The sequence below is a fragment of the Wenyingzhuangia sp. IMCC45467 genome (assembly GCF_054111205.1).
Genome location: NZ_CM134196.1, coordinates 2,385,912 through 2,406,448, shown reverse-complemented (window position 1 = coordinate 2,406,448; position 20,537 = coordinate 2,385,912). Strand labels below are relative to the sequence as shown.

Below are 20,537 nucleotides of genomic sequence, written 5' to 3'. Positions count from 1 at the left end.
AAAGCGCTTCGAATTTTCGAAGCGCTTTTTTTTATGTAGTTTTAATGACTTAAAATGAATAATTAATATGAAGTATACTAACATCCCCAAAACAGATATTAAAGTTTCTAAAATATGCTTAGGAACCATGACTTTTGGAGAACAAAACACCGAGGCAGAAGCACATGAACAATTAAATTTTGCAGTTTCTAAAGGGGTTAATTTTATTGATACAGCAGAAATGTATTCGGTTCCTGGTAGAAAAGATACCCAAGGAAGCACAGAAAGATTTATAGGTTCTTGGTTAAAAGATCAAAAAAGAGAAGATTTAGTAGTGGCTACAAAGGTTACAGGTCCTAATCCTGGTTTATCATATATTAGAGAACCTCAGCAATTTTCTAAAGAAATGATTCATGGTGCTATAGAACAAAACCTTAAGCGTTTACAAACGGATTATATAGATATTTATCAATTGCATTGGCCTGATAGAAATACTAATTTTTTTGGAAAACTAAACTATAAACATGATGCTGATAATAAGTGGGTTGACAATATAAATATTGCTGTTTCTGCTTTAGATGATTTGGTAAAACAAGGAAAAATTCGTCACTACGGATTGTCTAACGAAACACCTTGGGGTGTGATGAGGCATTTACAAGAATCAGATCAACATAATTTGACCAGATGCAAAACCATTCAGAATCCATATTCTTTGTTAAACAGAACCTATGAAGTTGGTTTGGCTGAGGTTGGAATGAGAGAAGAAGTAGGTTTATTAGCCTATTCTCCTTTGGCTTTTGGTGTTTTATCAGGAAAGTATTTAGAGGGCGGAAATGCTACAGAAAACGATAGAGTTAATAAGTATCCTCAGTTCTCTAGATACAATAGTGAGCAGTCGGCTTTTTTAACGCAGCAATATGCAAATTTAGCCAAAGAATTAGATCTGAGTTTAACACATTTGGCTTTGGCATTTGTAAATCATCAACCTTGGGTAACGGCTAATATTATTGGAGCTACAAAAATGGAACAATTAAAAGAAAATATAGCTTCTATAGATGTTGACCTATCAGAAGAGGTGTTGACTAAAATTGATGAAATTCAGAAATTACAACCCAATCCAGCTCCGTAGGGAAAAGTAAAATAAGTAAAAGGTAAAAAGTATAAGGATATTTATCCATTTACTTTTTACCTTTTACTCTAAGTATCTAATAACCAATTTTGGTTCTTACTCTTTTTAAAACTTCGTTAGCAATATTACTTGCTTTTTTTGCTCCAATAGCCAAAACTTTGTCAATTTCTTCTATATTTTCCATGTAATAATTATACTTAGCACGTTGTTCAGAGAATTTATCAATTAACAATTCGTAAAAAGCTTGTTTAGCATGTCCGTATCCGTAGTTACCACCTTCGTAATTGGCTCTCATTTCAGCAATTTGTTCTTCAGAAGCCAATATTTTGTACAAGGCAAATAAATTACAGGTATCAGGATTTTTAGGTTCTTCTAAAGGAGTACTATCGGTTTCTATTTTCATGACTTGCTTGCGCAATTTTTTATCATCTTGAAAAATATCAATAATATTTCCTTGAGATTTACTCATTTTACCTCCGTTGGTTCCAGGAACATACATGCTGCTTTCTTGAATTTTAGCATCAGGCAACACAAATGTTTCTCCCATTTGATGATTAAATCTGCTAGCAACATCTCTGGTAATTTCTAAATGTTGTAATTGGTCTTTTCCTACAGGAACAATTTCTGCATCGTATAATAAAATATCAGCAGCCATTAGCATTGGGTAATCAAACAATCCAGCATTTACATCTTCTAATCTATCGGCCTTATCTTTAAAAGAATGTGCTAAAGTTAATCTTTGATATGGAAAATAACAGTTTAAATACCAAGTTAATTCTGTAGTTTGTGGTACATCACTTTGTCTATAAAAAACTGTTTTATTAACATCAACACCAAAAGCTAGCCAAGCAGCTGCAGTGCTATAAGTGTTTTGTTTAAGCGTTTCGCTATTTTTAATTTGTGTTAAAGAGTGCAAATTAGCAATAAACAAAAAAGATTCGTTTGCAGGATTATTTGCCATTTCTATAGCTGGGATAATTGCTCCTAATAAATTTCCTAAATGAGGAGTTCCTGTGCTTTGTACACCTGTTAAAATTCTTGCCATTTAATCTAAAAAATAATGTTTGTTGCAAAAGTACACTTTCATAAAAATATAAATAGAAAAGCGTGTAATTTATTTATAAATGATGAGACTTAACAATTGTTAATCAATATGTTTTTTTGTATATTATATAGAAATGATTAAAATGGACTTTAGTGTAACATATTATGATGCTTTAGAAGAAAAATGGAATGTATGGTCTCATGCAATCGGATTTTTTTTGAGCGTTTTGGTGTTTCCCCTTTTAATGTACAAAGCTATTGCTTCTGGTAGTGGAACTGCTATTTTAAGTTATGCTATTTACGGAATTAGTATGATGGTTTTATATGCAGCTTCTACCTTGTATCATAGTGCAGTAAACCAAAGAATACGTTATTATTTAAATATTTTTGACCATTCTGCAGTATATGTTTTAATAGCGGGTTCTTATGCTCCTATTTCTTTAGTGGTACTTGAAGGAAAAGTAGGTTGGTTGGTGTTTATTATTTCTTGGATAGTGGCTATTTTAGGAATTGTTTATAAAATTTATTTTATAGGCAGATACAAAGTAATTTCTGTTTTGTCCTATGTTTTTATGGGTTGGATTATTTTGTTTTTCTTAAAACCGTTAATTCACAATTTACCTATATGGGGACAACGATGGTTGTTATGGGGAGGTATTTTTTATTCCATAGGAGCGTATTTTTATGCAGCCAATAAAATAAAATACAACCATGCTATTTTTCACATTTTGGTGTTATTAGGTAGTTTGTGTCATTTTATTGTAATTTATTACCATACCATAAAATAATTACCAGTTTTTATAAGGGTTTTTACTTAGTTGAGAGTTGTAATATTTTATTTCTCCAGTCACTTCATTTCCTAGCCAATTGGGTTTTTTAAAAGTTTCGTTTTCTGAAGTTAATTCTACTTCGGCAACCATTAACCCTTTGTTGTCACCATCAAAAACATCAACTTCAAAAGTATGTTGATTTACTTTAACTAAATATCTTGTTTTACTAATAACACCTGGTTCACAAATGGCTAACAATTTAATGGCTTCTTCTATTGAAATTTGTTTTTCCCATTCAAAACGTGTCGTACCACTTTCGTTAGAAGCACCTTTAATGGTTAAAAAACCTTCATTGTTTTTAATTCTAACCCTAACGGCTCTATCTTTGTTTGAGTTTAAGTAACCTTGTTCAATTCTATTATTATCATAACTAACTTTTATAAAGTCTAGATTTTTGACTAAAAATTTGCGTTCAATTTCAATAGAATTCATAAAAAATATTTAGGTTTATGTTTGTAGGTAAAATTACTTAAAAAAAGGATTTTCTAAATTAATTATTGAATTTATAATTGCAAGAATTTACTGATTTTTATTGTTACTTTATAACATAATTAGGAAGTAAATATATACTCTAAGAAATGGAATGTTTTGTTGATTTTACGGATTACTTTTTTATATGATTTTACTAAAAAAAATAAATAACAAAATATGGTTTCAGCTATATGTTAATATATGTATAGGTCTCTTTATAAGCTTGTCATCTTATGTACATGTGCCGTTACAGTCTATTAAAGAGTATTTTATTTATGCAGTACACTTTCTTTTATTACAGATAACTCTTTATGGATTTACTTACATTTTAACTTTAAATAAATGGTTGTTTAAAATCGGTTTTAATCTTTTATTTATCCTTTTTTCTTTGATGTCTTTTTGGGTTTATACATTAGATATTACCATATCTGTTGATTTAATTCAACTGTCCTTAGAATCTAAACCAGACATTTTTTTTGATTTAATATCTGTTCCATTTATTATATTTTTAATATTTCTTTTATTGGTGACGTTAAGCATAAATATTTTTTATTCGAAACTAAATTTGACCTTTAAGAAAAGATATAAAGGTTTGGCATTAGCAGTATTGTCAATTCTTTTGTTTTTTATTTTAGAGCAAGTAAAATATGGAGTTTTTAAAAGAAGAATGCCTTATATAGCTGTTTTTGAAGCAACCAAGTACTTTAATAAAGAACCGTTTAAATATGTAAGTGTTGAACAAAATTTAAAGACAAATAATAAAGTAAATATTGTTTTTGTTTTAGGAGAATCTGTAAGGGCAAAAAATATGCAGTTAAATGGTTATCAAAGAGAAACAAACCCTTTACTTTCTAAAAGAACAGGTGTCTCTTCCATTAATAATTTATACACTCCAAATACTTATACTGCCAAAAGTGTTCCGCAAATTTTAACAAGTCAAAGCATAAATAACTCAGTTAATAAAGATATATATTCAATATATACTGTTTTAAATAAAGCCAACTATAATACTATTTGGATAGGCAATCAAACACCAGAAATAAGCTATAGAGATTTAATCAACCAAAATAAAGAAATCAGTCTTATTGATGTTGAACATTCTGTGCTTAGTTATAATAAAAAATTAGATGGAGAATTGTTAACTATATTTAAAAATAGATATAAAAAGAATCAAGCTAATTTTTATACCATTCATATGATTGGTAGTCATTGGTGGTATGAAAGTAGGTATCCAAAAGAGTTTCAAAAATTTAAACCTATTGTAAAAACAAAGTATTTGCCATCAAATACCAAAGAAGAAATGATTAACTCTTATGATAATACTATTGTATATTTAGATTATTTTCTAGAGAATATAATTTCTTTTTTAGAAAAGAAACAAGATAATACTATTTTAATTTATTTATCAGATCATGGAGAAATCTTAGGAGAAGATGGAAAATGGTTACATGCTCAAGATCATGAGGCTAGTAAAAATCCAGCATGTTTAATTTGGTACTCTAAAACTTTTGAAGAAAAGTATAAGTATAAAATAGACAATTTAAAATCAAATTTAAAAAGTCAAGTAACTACAGACTTTTTATATCATAGTATATTAGATATTATAGAGGTGCAAGAGTTTAAATATAATACAAATAAAAGTATATTTAGTATTAATCCGTAGCTTTGATAAACAAAATACAATATAAACATTTAAGTAAAATATGAAATATATTTATTTATATCTATTACTATCTTTTCAATTAGTAATGAGTCAAAAAGATTATGCAAATCAATGGAAAGATATGTATTCATATAATGATGTAAAAGATTTTACAATTATTAATAATAATTTATATGCAATAACAGAGAATTCAATGTTTGTTTATGATATTAATTCAGATGATGTAAAAAAAATATCTTCTGTAAACGGCTTATCAGGGACAACTACCTCTAGTATTTCTTTTGATGAAAGTACTGAAAATATTATTATTGGTTATGAAAGTGGTTTAATTGAAATTATAGACACAGATAATAATGTAGTACCTATTACCGGAATAAAAAACAATCTTATTTTAGTGAATAAAATTGTTAAAGGAGTTTATAGTTCTCAAAATCAATCTTATGCTTTTGGAGATTTTGGAATTGTAGAAATCAATCTTAACAACCTTGAGTTTGGAGATATTTATAAGTTGAGTAACGGTAGTAGTAGTTCATATTCGGTTAATAAAATGATAATCGAAAATAATATTATTTATGCAGCAACAAATAATGGATTATATGCTGTAGATGCATCTTTAAACCCAATAGATTTTAATAATTGGAATCAAATTTCTTCGGGGAACATAACCAATTTAATTAGCTTAAAAGGTGAAATTTACTTTACTAAAGATACTGGTGTTTATGAAATCACGAATCCATCAGTAGCAGTTATTACAACAACAGCTAACATTTTAAATTTAAACATAATAATATCTACAGATGAGCTAGTTCTTACTACATCTAATTTTGTTGATGTGTACGAAACGTCAACATTTACTAAAACGGATCAGGTTAATTTTTCTACGGCAACAAATTATACTTTTACAACAACAAAAGCCATTGTTAACAATAATGAAATTTTTGTAAATACTTCTAACTATGGAGTTCTAAAAACGGTTTTGTCAGATAAGGTAAACTATGTTGAATTACATCCAGATGGACCATCAGCAAATGATATTTTTGGTGTTACAATAAGTGGAAATCAAAAATGGGTAGTTTATGGGGGTTTTAACCCATCTTACAATGGATTGAATAGATATAGAGGTGTAGATTATTATGTAGATGGTAAATGGAATTATTTAAAGAATAACCAAATAGATAGAAAAAAAGATTATTTAAAAATAATTGTGGATCCATTTGACAGTTCTAAAGTTTTAATAGCAAGTTTAAGAGATGGAGTTACAGAGTTAAATGATTTTAATTTCGTTAAACGATGGGTAAAAACAAATACAAATGATATTTTACCAGGTCATTTAACTACTGGTGAAGCCTTTGTGGGTAGTATGGTTATTGATAAAAATAATATGATATGGACTGCAAATTCAAGAGCAAAAGACAATAATTTTTTTTCAAAATATAATGGTGAAAAAACAGATGCAGATAGGTGGGAGTTAAAAATTACTTTTCCCGATATTGGAGGTAGTGAAGGGTATGTTAGAGGTTTTAATAAAATGTATGTAGATCATAATAATAATGTTTATGCAGCTACAGCAAGGACAGGACTATTTGTTTTTAATGCCAATTCTGTTTCTGATGAAAATGATAGACAAATAACGGTTTTAAATGATTCAGCAAATAATGGGCAGCTGAACTCAAATTATGTGTCTTCTGTCGTTGCAGATGAAAACAACAGAATATGGATAGGTACTAGCGTTGGTTTATTGGTTTTTGATGACTATGATAATTTATATAACACAACAAAAAGACCAGCAACAACTTTAATTATTGAAGAAAATGGTGCTGCTAGGGAGCTTTTAGCAAATACTCAAGTAAACGATATTATTATAGATTTAGCGGGCAATAAATGGTTTGCTACCGAAGGAGCAGGGGTGTTGCAAACCTCATCTGATGGACAAACAACTTATAATATTTTTAATACATCAAACTCACCATTACCTGATAATACAGTAATAGATTTAGAGTTAGATGAAATTACAGGGGAAATTTATATGGTCACTGAAAAAGGAATGTTGTCCTATGATGGTAAAAATGAACCATTTGGAACCGAAATTAGTGATGTTATTGCATATCCTAATCCTGCTATTAGAAATCAAATAGGTCATGAAAATATTACCATTGTGGCTAAAGATGGAAACGGAATTCCCGATGGAACCAATGTAAAAATTATGGATGTGTCAGGTAAACTGGTTTATGAAACCAATGTAAATAGTGCTAATGGTTCTTTAGGAGGGAAAGTAGTGTGGGATAAAACCAACCTTAGAGGTAATTTTGTTGTTTCTGGTGTTTATATAGTGTTGTTGTCAAGTGCCGATGGTTCCGAAACCACTACTACTAAAATTGCTGTTGTTAATTAATGCAAGTAAATACCAAAGCAATAGTTATTAGTGCTGTTAAATATGGAGATAGCAGTCTTATTGTACGATGCTATACCCAACAAGATGGACTAAAATCGTATTTATTACAAGGTGTTTTAAAACGTAAAAAAGGCAAGGTAAACAAGTCTTCCTTTTTTCCGCTTTCAATCCTTCAAATTAACGCATCTCACAATAATAAAGGAAGTTTAAATAGTATTTCTGAAGCAAGGACATTACACCCTTTTTTAACTTTACATGTTGATTTAATTAAACAATCAATCGTCTTTTTTTTATCTGAATTTTTAAGTTCAGTTTTAGGAGAAGAAGAAGGAGAGAATGAGGTTTTGTTCGATTTTTTAGAAAATACAATTGTTTGGCTAGATCATCATAATCAAGTAGCCAACTTCCATTTAATTTTTTTAATTCAGTTAACAAAATGTTTAGGATTTTATCCAGATACAAATCATCAAGAAAAAGGTTATTTTTTTGATTTAAGTGGAGGCAAATACGTTGCTAGGAATGGAGCAAATATTATTCAAGGAGATCCTTTAAGTTTATTTAATAAAGCATTGGGCATAAAATTTGATGATTTAGAAACAAAGTTGTTTAGTAAAAACCAGAGAGCCATTGTATTAGATGTTTTACTAAAATACTATCAATTACATTTATCCTCTTTTAGGAGACCTAAGTCTTTAGATATACTTTCAAAAGTTTTAGAATAATGCTAAGGAAAATACTTTTATTCTGTTTTTTCTCTATAAGCTCATTTGCACAACAAATAAGAGTAGTAGATGCTTATACTCAAGACGAAATAGAAGGAGTAGAGGTTATAAACAAAACATTAAATATAAAGAGAGTTACCAATAAATATGGCTTGGCTGTATTTAGTAATCTTCAATCAAAAAACATATTAAGTTTAGAACACCAAAACTATAACAATTTAGAAGTTGTTTATGAAAATATAGAAGAGGTTATTTATTTAGAACCAACATCAGAAGGTTTAGAAAGTGTAGTCTTATCTGTTTCTAGAGTAGCAGAAAAAAAACAAAGTATTCCTGAACATATAGAAATTGTTGCCAGAAAAGAGATTGATTACATATCCCCACAAACTTCGGCAGATTTATTAGGAAATATTCCAGGGATTAGAGTTCAAAAATCTCAATTTGGAGGTGGATCTCCAGTAATTAGAGGAATGGAATCTAACAGAGTATTGTTGGTTGTTGATGGGGTGAGAATGAACAATGCCATTTATAGAAACGGACATTTACAAAACGCCATTTCGGTAAGTCCTTTTGTTTTAGAAAGAACCGAAGTCGTTTTTGGACCAGCCTCGGTAAGTTATGGTTCCGATGCCTTAGGAGGAGTTGTTCATTACTATACCAAAAACTTAAACTACAGTAAAAATCTTAGTCTTAAAAATCAAGCTTTTTATAGACATAGCACGGTAAATAACGAACATAGTACTAGTTTTAGCAGCCAGCTTTCACATCAAAAATGGGCTTCTTTTACCAACGTTTCTTTTAGTAGTTTTGGCGATTTAAAAATGGGGAAAAACCGAACTCATGGTTATGATGATTGGGGAAAAGTATATCAATATTCTAAAAATACAGATAGTAATTATTATGAGTCAAGCACTAACAACCCTAATCCCAATATTCAAAAAAATACAGGATATCATCAGCTAGATATATTGCAAAAATTGATGTTTCCTATTCGTCAAGATATAGATTTGGTGGTAAATGGACAATTTAGTACAACCAATAATATTCCAAATTTTGGAAAACTAAACGATTATAAAAATGGAGATTTAAAATTTGCAGAGTGGTATTACGGGCCTCAACAAAGATTGTTGGTTTCTGCTCAAGCCAAGTTTAAAGATTATAAATCGATATTAAAAAACGGAGCCATTACATTGGCTTATCAAAATATATTAGAATCTAGAATTAATAGAGATTTTGGTTCTTTAAATAGAACTTCTCGTTTTGAAGAGGTTGATGTGTACTCCTTAAACAGCGATTTTTTTATTCCCATTGGAGTCTCTAAAAAGAACAAACTATTTTATGGATTAGAGTTGGTTCATAACCAAGTAAACTCAACTGCTAAAGGAGAAACTCTTTCTGTTATGGGAAATAAAGTTACAGGAGTAAATAACAACTATATGGTAGATACTCGTTATCCAGATGGAGTAAGTACTTACAGCAGTGCAGCAATATATACGTCTTATAGACAAGAATTAAGTAAAAAGCATATTATAAATGCAGGATTAAGATTAACATCAACTTTGTTAACGGCAAATTGGAATCAAAATGTATCTATTAACATTCCAAATAATGAATTAAAATTAAGTAATACAGCATTAACAGGTTCTTTAGGATACATTTTTAAACCCTACCCAACAGATAAAATTAGTGTGGTTTTTTCAAAAGGTTTTAGGGCTCCAAATGTTGATGATATTGGAAAAATTAGATCTAAATCAGGAAAATTAACCGTACCTAATTCTAGGTTAGCACCAGAGCATTTGTATAGTTCAGAAATAGGTTTTGCTAAAAATTTACCAGTATATAAGCTTTATTTTAATAGTAATGTTTATTATACGTTGTTAAATAATTATATTGGTAGAGCACCATCAGCAGAGTTTGGAACCTCAATTACTTATGATGGAGAAGATTTTGAAAATGAAAATATTTTAGCAAATACAAATTTGGGTAAAGCAGCTATTTATGGAGCTACTATAAGTGCCAGCTGGAAGTTGTTTAATAATGTTAAAACCAATGGAGGAATTACTTACACAAAAGGAATTTCTTATGAAAATAACGAGCCTTTATCTTCTATTCCACCTTTGTTTGGAAATATTTCTTTAGGGGTTTACAAACGATTATTTAATATGGCTTTAGATTATCGTTTTTCAATGGCAAAAACATTACAAGATTATAACTTAACAGAGGGAATTGATAATATTGATGAAACGCCTAATGAAGAGGGAACACCAAATTGGTCAGTGCTAAATTTTAATAGCAATTATTACTTTAGTAAAAGTCTTAGAGTTCAATTTCAAATTCAGAATATTTTAGATGCTCATTATAAAGAATTTGCTTCTTCTATAAGTGCTCCCGGAAGAAATTTTTCTGCTGCAGTAGCATATTCATTTTAAAAATGAGTTTGTAAACACTTGTTTGTGTATTTTTGCACTCTATGAAATTCACTTTAGGTAAAAATCAAAAATTAAAAAGTAGAAAAGCAATTGCTCAGTTATTTGTAGAGGGGCAATCTGTAAAAAGTTTTCCTATAAAAATGATTTATTTTCCGGTAAACAATTGCGAAACTAACCAGACTAAAGTGGCCTTTTCTGTTCCTAAACGTAATTTTAAACTTGCTGTTCATAGAAATAGAGTAAAAAGACTGTTAAGAGAAGCCTATAGATTACATCAACATGAGTTTTTTGAAGGAAATGATAAAACCTATAACATTATGTTTATTTATATGGGTAATAAAATGCCTGATTATGTTGAGGTTGAGTCCAAGTTAAAAAAACTTTTCTTAAAGTTTAAATCTTCTCTTTCTACTTCAGAATCTTAAACAGAATTCATATCTTCCATATCTATGGAGCAACAAGAAAGAATACTGGCTCAAAAATCTAAAAGAGCCATAGAAACAATGTATATTACTATGTTACATTTGTTTAATAGAGGACACTACAAGCCTATGGGAATATCTGGTTCCTCATTAAGAAAAGCTTTGTTAGAACTAGAACCCGAAATATATGGATCTATATCAGACTCAAAAAAATTTGAATTACAAGGATTGTTATACGTACTAGATCGTTTGCCTGACGGTATAGAAAGTTGTCGGTTTATAAATTTAACAGCTACCGAAGGTTTAGATGAAGGACATTTTACTAAAATAGTCCCACCAAAAAGAAGACGTAATTGTTATAGAATTGATGGGGAACAAATGAATATTGAAATTACCCGTGGTAAATCTGATATTTATGATGTGTTAACTCATTTAACTTTTATGTATTTAGAATCTCACAAATTGTTAAACAGAATGTTTGTGGGGAGTAAAAATGAAATTTCTCACGAATGGGAAAAGTTACAGGAATTAGTATTGTCTAATGATGAAATTATTCAAGCTGATAGAGAAGTACTTTTTGTGTATTTATCTAACTTGTTGGGAAGAAGTTTTGAGGAAGTAAAAAGTGTTTACAAACAGTTATCAACCAAAAAAAATCCAGATAGATTTTTTCACATCATTTATGGTTTGGGAAGTTTAGCGGCCAATGAAAAAACGGATAATCAATACAGGTTAATTCGTTTTAGTGATAGTCTAATAGATCAAATAGGGCAACACATTTACGGAAATATTTGGGCAAGAAATATAAAAAAAGTACTCTTTAATAAAGGCATGTTAAACAGACCTATCCATATTATTAGTTCAAATATGCACTCTGTTCTAAATGTTTTATATGCTAAAAAAGCATTAGATTATAAAAGCGAAGATGTATTTGTGTTATACAAACAGTTAAGCGAAGTTAAAAATATTGATAAAAGAAATAAAGTGTTGCAATACGCTATTAAAAATGGTTTAACGGAAGTTGATGATACTTCTGGTGCCAATATAGATGTGCAAATTATAGATACCTCTTATATCAATAAAAAACCAAAAGAAATTGCTCCAATAATTATAGTAATGGATTATGCTTTTGGAGAACAAGCATACGAAACAATGGATGAATTGCTAAAACCATATAACCATGGATTAGAAGATGCTATTCATTTAGATGTAGAATCTGTTTCAATAATGGGTAAAGCCGGGATTTTGTTTGGAGATAAAGGTGATATTATGATTCCAAGAGCCCATATTTTAGAAGGAACAGCAGATAATTATTTTTTTAATAACGAATTAGAAGAAAATCAATTCAAAAAATTAAATTTGAACACTTATACAGGAAATATGATAACTGTGTTAGGAACATCATTGCAAAACAAATCTATTCTTAACTACTTTAAAAGTACTAGTTGGAACACTGTTGGGCTAGAAATGGAAGGAGCACATTACCAAAAAGCTATTCAAATAGCTTCACAGGTAAGAAATCATATTTCAAAAAATGTAAAAGTAAGATATGCTTACTATGCATCAGACAATCCTTTACACTCAGGAAGCACATTAGCTTCTGGAGGATTAGGAATGAAAGGTGTTAAACCAACATATGCCATAACAGAAGCTATTTTGGGACAAATTTTTAATGATTAACACATATTCATGTTAAAACGAATATTCGATATTCTATTTTCTCTTACAATTATTGTAACTATCTTAATTTGGTTGGTTCCAATCATTGCTTTCTTAATTTTAATTACCACGGGTGAGCGACCTTTCTTTTTTCAAGAAAGAGTAGGTAAAAAGGGAAAACATTTTAACATTTTTAAGTTTAGAACCATGAAAGGTTTTCCACCAGTAAACGATCCTTTGCTCTCGGCAGAAGAAACAATTAGGATAACCAAATTAGGGAAAATACTACGTAAATATAGAATTGATGAATTTCCACAATTTATTAACGTATTAATAGGGAATATGAGCATTGTGGGACCAAGACCTGAAAGACAGGAGTTTTTAGATGATATTATTAGAGAAATTCCTCAATATTCTGCTTTACAATGTTTAAAACCAGGAATTACTTCATTAGGTCAAATTCGTTTTGGTTATGCCGATACATTTGCACAAATGAAAATTAGAGCTAGGTACGATTTAGTTTATTTAGATAACCTATCTTTGTGGACTGATATTAAAATCATCTTATACACCATTGTAGTGGTTATTAAAGGAAAAGGTAAATAAATTATGAATATTCTTATTTTAGGTTCTGGAGGAAGAGAACACGCATTTGCAAAAAAATTAGTGGAAAGTAAAAAGTTGTCTAAATTGTTTTTAGCCCCAGGTAATGCAGGAACGGCTAAAATTGCAAATAATATTGCCATAGATCCAACTGATTTTCCAGCGGTTAAAAAAGCCGTGTTAGAAAATAACATCAACATGGTGGTAGTTGGACCAGAAGCTCCTTTAGTTGCTGGGGTTCACGACTTTTTCTTAGCAGATGAGGATTTAAAAGAGATTCCTGTTATTGGACCTAAAAAAGATGGAGCAGAATTAGAAGGTTCTAAAGAATTTTCTAAAAAATTCATGTTTAAACATGGAGTTCCTACTGCAAAATACGAAGCTTTTACAAAAGATACAGTTGCCGAGGGACAAGCATTTTTAGAAACGTTAAAACCACCATTTGTATTAAAAGCAGATGGATTGGCTGCCGGTAAAGGAGTGTTAATTATTGACAACTTACAAGAGGCTAAAGAGGAGTTAGCAGATATGTTAACCAACGAAAAATTTGGAGCAGCTTCTTCTAAAGTTGTGATTGAAGAATATTTAGACGGAATTGAATTATCTGTTTTTGTTTTAACTGATGGAAAAGGATACAAAGTATTGCCATCGGCTAAAGATTATAAAAGAATTGGAGAAGGAGATACTGGTTTAAACACAGGAGGTATGGGAGCTATTTCTCCAGTACCATTTGCTGATGAAGCGTTTATTAAAAAAGTTGAAGATAGAGTGGTTAAACCTACTGTAGAAGGTTTACAAAAAGATGGTATAGATTACCGTGGATTTATCTTTATTGGGTTGATGAATATTGGTGGAGATCCTTATGTAATTGAATACAATGTACGTATGGGAGATCCAGAAACGGAAGCTGTTTTACCACGTATTACTTCTGATTTGTTAGATTTATTTGAGGGAGTAGCTACTCAAACCTTAGAATCTAAATCTTATGAAGTAGATGCTAGAACTGCTACAACAGTAGTGGTGGTTGCCGGTGGTTATCCAGAAGCTTATGGAAAAGGAGATGTAATCACAGGAACAGAAAACGAAGAAGAGTCTATTGTTTATCATGCAGGAACTACTGTAAAAGATGGAAAAATTGTTACAAACGGAGGTCGTGTTTTAGCGGTTACTTCTTTTGGAAATGATATTCCTTCTGCTTTGGCAAAATCTTACAGAACTATTGATAAAATTTCTTTTGATAAAATGAATTATAGAAAAGACATCGGTTTTGATTTGATGTAATTTTTATAACTATAAAATTTAAAAATCGCTTTGTTTATTAATTAGACAAAGCGATTTTTTAGTTTCTAAAAGATTCTTTCTAGCTACTTTTCTTACTTTTAAGCATGTCAAATAAAATAGTTTCTAAAAAAATAATAGTAGCTCCATTAAACTGGGGTTGGGGACACGCAAGTCGTTGTATTCCTATTATTAGAGAAATTATCAATTTAGATTATGTACCTGTTATTGCATCAGATGGTGCTGCTTTGGCTTTTTTGCAAAAAGAATTTCCAACACTAGAATATATAGAGTTACCTTCTTATGGAATTAAATACGGAAAAAGTTTTAGCTTATCAATGTGTTTAAACTTACCTAAAATACTTGCTGGAATTATTAGAGAGCATTCAGTTATTAAACAATACATCTCTTTAAATAAAAAGCAAATAGTTGGAATAATATCAGATAATAGATTAGGGGTTTATCATCCTCAAATTTCATCGGTTTATATCACTCATCAATTAAATATTAAAGCGGGTTTTTTTTCTAAATGGGTAAATAAAACGCATCATTATTTTATTAAAAAACATAAAGAATGTTGGGTTCCTGATGAAGAAAATAGTTTGTTTTCGGGAGATTTATCAAAAAACACATCAAACTTAAACGTTCAATATATTGGAATTTTATCTAGGTTTAAAAAACAAGATATTCCAATTAAATACAATTTATTGGTCTTGTTGTCTGGTGTAGAAGGTCAAAGAAAAGCTTTGGAAAATTTAATGTATAATGAATTAAAACATTTTAAAGGAAAGGTGTTGTTGGTAAGAGGGAGTTTAGAAGCTTCTAACAGGGTTTTTCTATCCAATGTTGAGGTAGTTGATTATTTGTTGTCTGATGAGTTACAAACAGCTATTAATACTTCTGAGCAAGTGATATCAAGATCGGGTTATAGTACGGTAATGGATTTGTTGATTTTAGAAAAATCGGCGTTTTATATTCCGACTCCAGGTCAAACCGAACAAGAGTATTTGGCTGAGTATTTAAGAGAAAAAGAGATGGCCAATTCTAGTTGTGAAAAGGATTTTAAGATAGCATTATTAAGCAAAAAAAATGTTGAGAAATCCTTTAAAAAGGTTTCTCAACATCATATTTCTGTTTATTTAAAAAATGCTTTTAAGCCTTTTCAAGTGTAAAGTAAAAAGTAGAACCTTCACCAACTTTACTTATTACATCAATGGTTTGTTCATGTGCTTCTATTATATGTTTTACAATAGATAACCCTAGTCCAGAACCACCTTGGTCTCTAGATCTGCTTTTGTCTACTCTATAAAAACGTTCAAACAATCTAGGAACATCAGCTTCAGAAATTCCTTCACCATTATCGGTAACTTTAATAATTAATTTGTCCTCGTCTTCATAATCAACAGAAACAATAGTTGTTCCACCTATTTTTCCATATTTAATGGAGTTCATAACAAGGTTAATTAATACTTGTTCAATTTTAGTTTCATCGGCTAAAACAAACTCAGGAATATCATAAAATTTATCTAAACTAAGTTTTATGTTCCTTTTTTTAGCTTGCATTTCTAGCAATTCAAATACTTTTTGAATGACTTTTAAAATGTTAAAAGTATCTATTTTTAGTTTTAAATCGTTGGTTTCTAGTTTTGTAATTAAGTCTAGGTCGCCAACAATTTCACTAAGTCTTTCTATGGCAAAATTGGCTCTTTTTAAGTATTTTTCTCTTATTTCTCTATTTTCGGCAGCTCCCTCAATTAGGGTTAATAAATAACCTTGAACAGTAAATAAAGGTGTTTTTAGTTCATGAGCAACATTTCCTAAAAAATCACGTCTGTAATTTTCACGATAGTTTAATTTACTAATTTCTCTTTTCTTTTTGTAAGAGTATTTTAAAATGTCTCTAGCTAAAAAATCAAACTCATCAGCATTTACGTTAATCCTAGAAATTCTTCTCTTTTTTAGTGTATTTACTTGGTTGTATATTTTGTCTATTCTGTAATTTATGTAGTTATTAATTCCGCTATTAAGTATTATGGATAATAGCACAAATACAATTCCAGAAAAAATAAGCAATGCATTTACATTTATCTTTTCTAGTGTGTTGTACATAAAAAAGATAATAACAATATTAATGCAAGCAACTAGTATAAAAGAGATGAGAATAGAAAAAAGTAAAAAGTTTTTAATTTTCATGCAAAATAAACTTATATCCTACTCCTTTAACGGTTTTAAAGTGATCGTCACCAATTTTTTCACGAAGTTTTCTAATGTGTACATCAATCGTTCTATCTCCAACAACTACATCACTACCCCAAACTTTTTTCATGATAGATTCTCTGTTAAATACTTTACCTGGTTTAGAGGTTAATAAAGAAAAAAGTTCAAATTCTTTTCTTGGTAATATAATTTTATCACCGTCTTTAATAATTAAGTATTCATCTCGGTCTATAGTAATACCTCCTAGTTCTGTATTGTTGTTGCTATCTTCTTCTTTTATTCTTCTTAATAAAGATTTAATCTTGCTAATTAATAATTTTGGTTTAATAGGTTTGGTGATATAGTCATCAGCACCAGCATCAAACCCAGCAACCTGACTATAATCTTCTCCTCTAGCAGTAAAAAAAGAGATAATTACATCGCCTAAATCAGGAATTTCTCTAATTTTTTCACAAGCTTCTACACCATCCATTCCGGGCATCATTACATCTAATAAAATTAAATGAGGTTGTATTTTTTTTGCCTGACTTACAGCTTCTAAGCCGTTTTCGGCAGTATAAATATCGTACCCTTCTTTTTTAAGATTGTAACCAACAATTTCTAAGATGTCTGGTTCGTCGTCTACTAAAAGTATTTTAATCTGATTTGTATCCATTATTATGTGTTGTTAATCTTTGCAAAATTACTCTTTTACAAGATACAAAAGAGTTTGTTAACAATCATTTAACAGTAGGCTTAACTTAACAAAAGCATTGAGAGTTGTTAACAGTATGTTAACATAAAGGTAATGATATATTACGTTCTTTAAGGTATTATTTATAGACTTTTGCACCGCTTTTAAACAAATATAGCATTGATAATGAGAAATTTATTAGTTACATTTTTTACTTTGATGAGTGTGGCAGTGTTTGCACAATCAAAAGGAACTATTTCAGGAAAAGTACAAGACAAAGATATGGGATTAGAGCCATTACCTTTTGTAAGTATTTATGACAACAACAATAATACGGTTGGAACTACATCTGATTTTGATGGAAATTACAGCATTCAGTTATCAGCAGGTGTTCACACACTTGTGTTTGAGTTTGTAGGATATGAGACCGTTAAAAAACAATTTACAGTAAAGGCAGGAGCAACTCAAAATGCCACTATTGTAATGGCTTCAGCTGCGGATGCTTTAGATGCAGTAGTTTTAACAGCTGTTATTAATAAAGAAAGTGAGGCTGCTTTAATGGAGGTTCAGAAAGAGTCTGTGGTAGTAATTGAAAGCGTTGGAGCGGAGCAATTGTCTTCTCAAGGAGTTTCTGATGCTGCTGCTGCAACAACTAAAGTTACAGGAGTATCTAAACAACAGGGGTCTGGTAAAGTTTATGTTCGTGGATTAGGAGATAGATACAACAATACAACTTTAAATGGTTTACCATTGCCATCTAATGATCCTTCAAGTAAAAATATATCTTTAGATTTGTTTTCTACAGACGTTTTACAAAATGTAGGAATTAGTAAAACTTTTTCATCTGGAGTAACTGGAGATTTAGGAGGAGCAAATATTAATATTGAAACAAAGCAACCTTCTACAAAACCTAATTTTGAAATAGGAATTTCGACAGGACTTAACTCGCAAACAACTTTTAAAGATTTTAAAACGATCGATGGAGCAAATTATTTAGGTATTGCTAATCACACGGATCACCCTGTAACTTCTTTAAATAAATATGCCTTTGATGATAATTTTTCTCCAAAAACAAATACAGCAATGCCTAAAGGTGGTGTTTCTTTAAATGGAGGAAGAAAAGTTAGATTTGATAATGGTTCTTCTTTTTCTTATTTTTTAGTTGGTTCATTTGGGAATAGCTATAGATTTCAACAAGGTTTTAATACAAATAACCAAACCGAAACAAGTAAAGGTTCTGATTATTATGATGCTAAAGAATATAGTTACTCAGCTTCTAAGTTAGCAATGGGGAATTTTGAATTTGCTTTTAATCCAGATCATAAGATTTTATTCAATTCAATTTTTATTCACACGAATAGTCAAAAAATTCAAGATTATTTTGGAGACACTCCAGACAATGATAATGTAAATGTTGTATTACAGACTCAAAATCAAAATAAACTATTAGTAAATCAGTTGATTTCTAAAAATGTTTTTGGAGATTATCTAGATTTAGATTTAGGTGTTGCTTATAATAATATCAAGAATGATGAGCCTAACAGAAAGAAAAATATTTTTCTTGTCGATCCTACTACAGGAGCTGCGAGATTTTCTACAGGTACTGCAAGAAATAATAGTAGATATTACCAAAACTTAAATGAAAATGATTTTGCTGCTAAGGTAGAAGGTAAAATTTATTTAGGGGTAAGAGGAGGCGAAGAGACTAAAGGTTCTATAGGTTTAGCTTATGCTTTAAGAAATACAACTAGAGATTTTCAAGCATTTTATTTTGACCATAACATTCAAAGCCCAAATATTGCTGTTGATAGAAATAATGTAAGTGATGTTTTAAATCAAGATGGGTTAGATAATAACGATTTTTATTTACAAACAGGATACGGAACAAACGCAAGTATTGCATTAGATCCTTTTACATATGGTGGAACAAAAACAATAAATGCTTTTAGTGCTAATTTTGATTATAATTTAACAGAAAAATTCTTTTTTAGTGTTGGTGGACGTTTTGAAAAAATTAATATGGATGTAGATTGGAAAACTAACTTAACTAAAGGAAATACAAACATAAATGAGCAGTACATTCTACCTTCTTTAAATTTAAAATATGCTTTAAACAGCGAAAATCAATTTAGGTTCTCTGTAAGTAAAACTTACACATTCCCTCAGTTTAAAGAAATTGCTGAATTTGTTTACGAGGGGGTAAATTATCAAGAGCAAGGGAATAAAAATTTACTACCATCGGATAACTATAATTTAGATATTAAATATGAATTTTTTCCTGAAAAAGGAGGTTTAATATCAGCAACGGTTTTTGGTAAATTAATTCAGAATTCAATTAACCGTATCGAGTTAAACGCTGCCTCTGACAATATTTTTTCGTATGAAAATACAGGAGATGCTCAAGTTTATGGTATGGAAGTAGAATATAAAACTGACTTAATATCTTTTGGGGACGATACGACTGAAGATTATAGTAAAATTAAATTCGGAGCTAATGGTACATACATGTACACTAATCAAGATTTTAACCCAACAGGTTTATTTAATCCTACAAACAACAGTTCACAGTTAGAAGGAGCATCACCAATTATTGTAAATGCGGATGTTTCATATAATTTAACAAGTGGAGATAAGGAGTCTGTGGCTACATTAGTTTTAAATTATCAAGATGATAAATTATATAGTATTGGTAATAATGCTGGAGGTGCGGGGTTACAAAATATTGTTCAGAAATCTATTACTACTTTAGATTTTGTAGCAAAACATCAATTTAATAAAAAAATGAGTTTAAAGGTTTCGGTAAAAAATATTTTAAATCCATCAATAAAGAGGGTAAGAGATTTAAATAATCCGTTAACTAATACCTCTTTTAAAAGAGGAGTCGATTTGGGAGTATCATTAGGATATAAATTTTAAATCAATCAAAGTCAAAATTTACAAGGCACGCTTTAAGCGTGCCTTTTTTATTAACAATAAGTTTACAAAAATACAAATAGACTTAACAAGAACTTAATAAGTTCTTAACT

At 29.8% G+C, this 20,537-nt stretch carries 16 protein-coding genes; 12 read left to right on the top strand and 4 right to left on the bottom strand.

Annotated elements, in window-relative coordinates; genetic code table 11:
• The first annotated feature begins 67 nt into the window (after positions 1 to 67).
• Positions 68 to 1,108 carry an aldo/keto reductase gene (locus ACXGQT_RS10310; protein ID WP_457828514.1) on the top strand — a complete coding sequence of 347 codons (1,041 nt, stop codon included), beginning with the start codon at positions 68 to 70 and terminating at the stop codon, positions 1,106 to 1,108.
• Positions 1,109 to 1,184: 76 nt separating this feature from the next.
• Here the strand turns inward: ACXGQT_RS10310 and trpS are convergent, their stop codons facing one another.
• Positions 1,185 to 2,153: a tryptophan--tRNA ligase gene (gene trpS, locus ACXGQT_RS10305; RefSeq protein WP_457828513.1), complete on the bottom strand. Its 969-nt coding sequence runs from the start codon at positions 2,151 to 2,153 to the stop codon at positions 1,185 to 1,187.
• 142 nt (positions 2,154 to 2,295) lie between these two features.
• Between trpS and trhA the strand changes: the two genes are divergently transcribed.
• Positions 2,296 to 2,940 carry a PAQR family membrane homeostasis protein TrhA gene (gene trhA / locus ACXGQT_RS10300; protein WP_457828512.1) on the top strand — a complete coding sequence of 215 codons (645 nt, stop codon included), beginning with the start codon at positions 2,296 to 2,298 and terminating at the stop codon, positions 2,938 to 2,940.
• Here the strand turns inward: trhA and ACXGQT_RS10295 are convergent, their stop codons facing one another.
• Complete coding sequence (locus tag ACXGQT_RS10295; protein ID WP_457828511.1) at positions 2,941 to 3,414, bottom strand: CYTH domain-containing protein; 474 nt, start codon at positions 3,412 to 3,414, stop codon at positions 2,941 to 2,943.
• Between the two features lie 604 nt (positions 3,415 to 4,018).
• On the opposite strand from ACXGQT_RS10295, the gene ACXGQT_RS10290 reads away from it, so the two are divergent.
• The 9 genes from ACXGQT_RS10290 (at position 4,019) to ACXGQT_RS10250 (ending at position 15,793) form a co-directional block, all read left to right on the top strand.
• A complete protein-coding gene (locus tag ACXGQT_RS10290) occupies positions 4,019 to 5,116 on the top strand; it encodes a phosphoethanolamine transferase (RefSeq protein ID WP_457828510.1) in 1,098 nt (365 codons plus the stop codon).
• A gap of 40 nt (positions 5,117 to 5,156) precedes the next feature.
• Positions 5,157 to 7,508 carry a type IX secretion system anionic LPS delivery protein PorZ gene (porZ, locus tag ACXGQT_RS10285; protein ID WP_457828509.1) on the top strand — a complete coding sequence of 784 codons (2,352 nt, stop codon included), beginning with the start codon at positions 5,157 to 5,159 and terminating at the stop codon, positions 7,506 to 7,508.
• A complete protein-coding gene (recO, locus tag ACXGQT_RS10280) occupies positions 7,508 to 8,230 on the top strand; it encodes a DNA repair protein RecO (RefSeq protein ID WP_457828508.1) in 723 nt (240 codons plus the stop codon). Before porZ ends, recO begins: the two co-directional genes overlap by 1 nt.
• Positions 8,230 to 10,659, top strand: coding sequence for a TonB-dependent receptor plug domain-containing protein (locus ACXGQT_RS10275; RefSeq protein WP_457828507.1), 2,430 nt, complete (start codon positions 8,230 to 8,232; stop codon positions 10,657 to 10,659). Before recO ends, ACXGQT_RS10275 begins: the two co-directional genes overlap by 1 nt.
• Positions 10,660 to 10,700: 41 nt before the next feature.
• The gene (gene rnpA / locus ACXGQT_RS10270; protein ID WP_457828506.1) at positions 10,701 to 11,084 is read left to right on the top strand and encodes a ribonuclease P protein component; all 384 of its coding nucleotides are present in this window, start codon (positions 10,701 to 10,703) and stop codon (positions 11,082 to 11,084) included.
• Between the two features lie 24 nt (positions 11,085 to 11,108).
• A complete protein-coding gene (locus tag ACXGQT_RS10265; RefSeq protein WP_457828505.1) occupies positions 11,109 to 12,761 on the top strand; it encodes a DUF6909 family protein in 1,653 nt (550 codons plus the stop codon).
• 9 nt (positions 12,762 to 12,770) lie between these two features.
• Entirely contained in the window at positions 12,771 to 13,346 is a 576-nt protein-coding gene (locus ACXGQT_RS10260; RefSeq protein WP_457828504.1) for a sugar transferase, read from the top strand.
• A gap of 3 nt (positions 13,347 to 13,349) precedes the next feature.
• A complete protein-coding gene (gene purD / locus ACXGQT_RS10255) occupies positions 13,350 to 14,624 on the top strand; it encodes a phosphoribosylamine--glycine ligase (protein ID WP_457828503.1) in 1,275 nt (424 codons plus the stop codon).
• Between the two features lie 104 nt (positions 14,625 to 14,728).
• Positions 14,729 to 15,793, top strand: a complete 1,065-nt coding sequence (locus ACXGQT_RS10250) for a glycosyltransferase (RefSeq protein ID WP_457828502.1) — start codon at positions 14,729 to 14,731, stop codon at positions 15,791 to 15,793.
• Here the strand turns inward: ACXGQT_RS10250 and ACXGQT_RS10245 are convergent.
• Positions 15,774 to 16,814 carry a sensor histidine kinase gene (locus ACXGQT_RS10245; RefSeq protein WP_457828501.1) on the bottom strand — a complete coding sequence of 347 codons (1,041 nt, stop codon included), beginning with the start codon at positions 16,812 to 16,814 and terminating at the stop codon, positions 15,774 to 15,776. The genes ACXGQT_RS10250 and ACXGQT_RS10245 overlap by 20 nt on opposite strands.
• Positions 16,804 to 17,493, bottom strand: a complete 690-nt coding sequence (locus tag ACXGQT_RS10240; protein ID WP_457828500.1) for a response regulator — start codon at positions 17,491 to 17,493, stop codon at positions 16,804 to 16,806. Before ACXGQT_RS10240 ends, ACXGQT_RS10245 begins: the two co-directional genes overlap by 11 nt.
• A gap of 204 nt (positions 17,494 to 17,697) precedes the next feature.
• On the opposite strand from ACXGQT_RS10240, the gene ACXGQT_RS10235 reads away from it, so the two are divergent.
• The gene (locus ACXGQT_RS10235; RefSeq protein WP_457828499.1) at positions 17,698 to 20,427 is read left to right on the top strand and encodes a TonB-dependent receptor domain-containing protein; all 2,730 of its coding nucleotides are present in this window, start codon (positions 17,698 to 17,700) and stop codon (positions 20,425 to 20,427) included.
• The last annotated feature ends 110 nt before the right edge of the window (positions 20,428 to 20,537 follow it).